The organism is Puia dinghuensis, assembly GCF_014642875.1.
Taxonomy (GTDB): Bacteria; Bacteroidota; Bacteroidia; order Chitinophagales; family Chitinophagaceae; genus Puia; species Puia dinghuensis.
In genome coordinates this window covers 1-563 of the sequence record NZ_BMJC01000027.1, presented here as the reverse complement: position 1 = coordinate 563, position 563 = coordinate 1, and the positions used below count along the sequence as shown (strand labels likewise).

1 pseudogene is annotated in these 563 nt (G+C 50.6%); it reads left to right on the top strand.

Features of this window, described 5'->3' with window-relative positions:
• A pseudogene (locus IEY39_RS29655) lies at nt 1–563 on the top strand (DUF6443 domain-containing protein); the annotation flags it as partial.

Sequence of the window (563 nt, the reverse complement as noted above, 5' to 3'; positions counted from 1 at the left end):
TGACGGGGATCAATAGGAAATATGTAGGGGATTCGGCCAACCATTATTTTGGGATGGAATTGGGCTATGATAAGACCACCTCGATTGCCGGGACGACCAGCTATCTCAATCCCTGCTATAATGGTAATATTGCGGGCACGGTGTGGAAGAGTGCTGGCGATGGTGTGGGCAGGAAATACGACTTTACCTATGACAATGTGAACCGGCTGGTAGGTGCCGCCTTTGTGCAGAATACGAGTGGCAGCAGTTGGGACAACAGCTATATCGACTACTCGGTGAGCGGGCTGAGCTATGACGCCAATGGCAATATCCTGTCGATGAACCAGCGAGGGTTCAAGGTGGGGGGCTCGGTGACGATCGACTCGTTGATGTATTCCTATCAGAACAATAGTAATAAGCTATCCCAGGTGGCCGATGCGGCCAATGATTCGCTGTCGAAATTGGGCGACTTCCATTACAAGGGCACGAAGCAGGCGTATGATTATACTTATGACGGCAATGGGAATCTGAACCTGGACAACAACAAGGCCATCGATGCCATCACCTACAACTACCTCAACCTG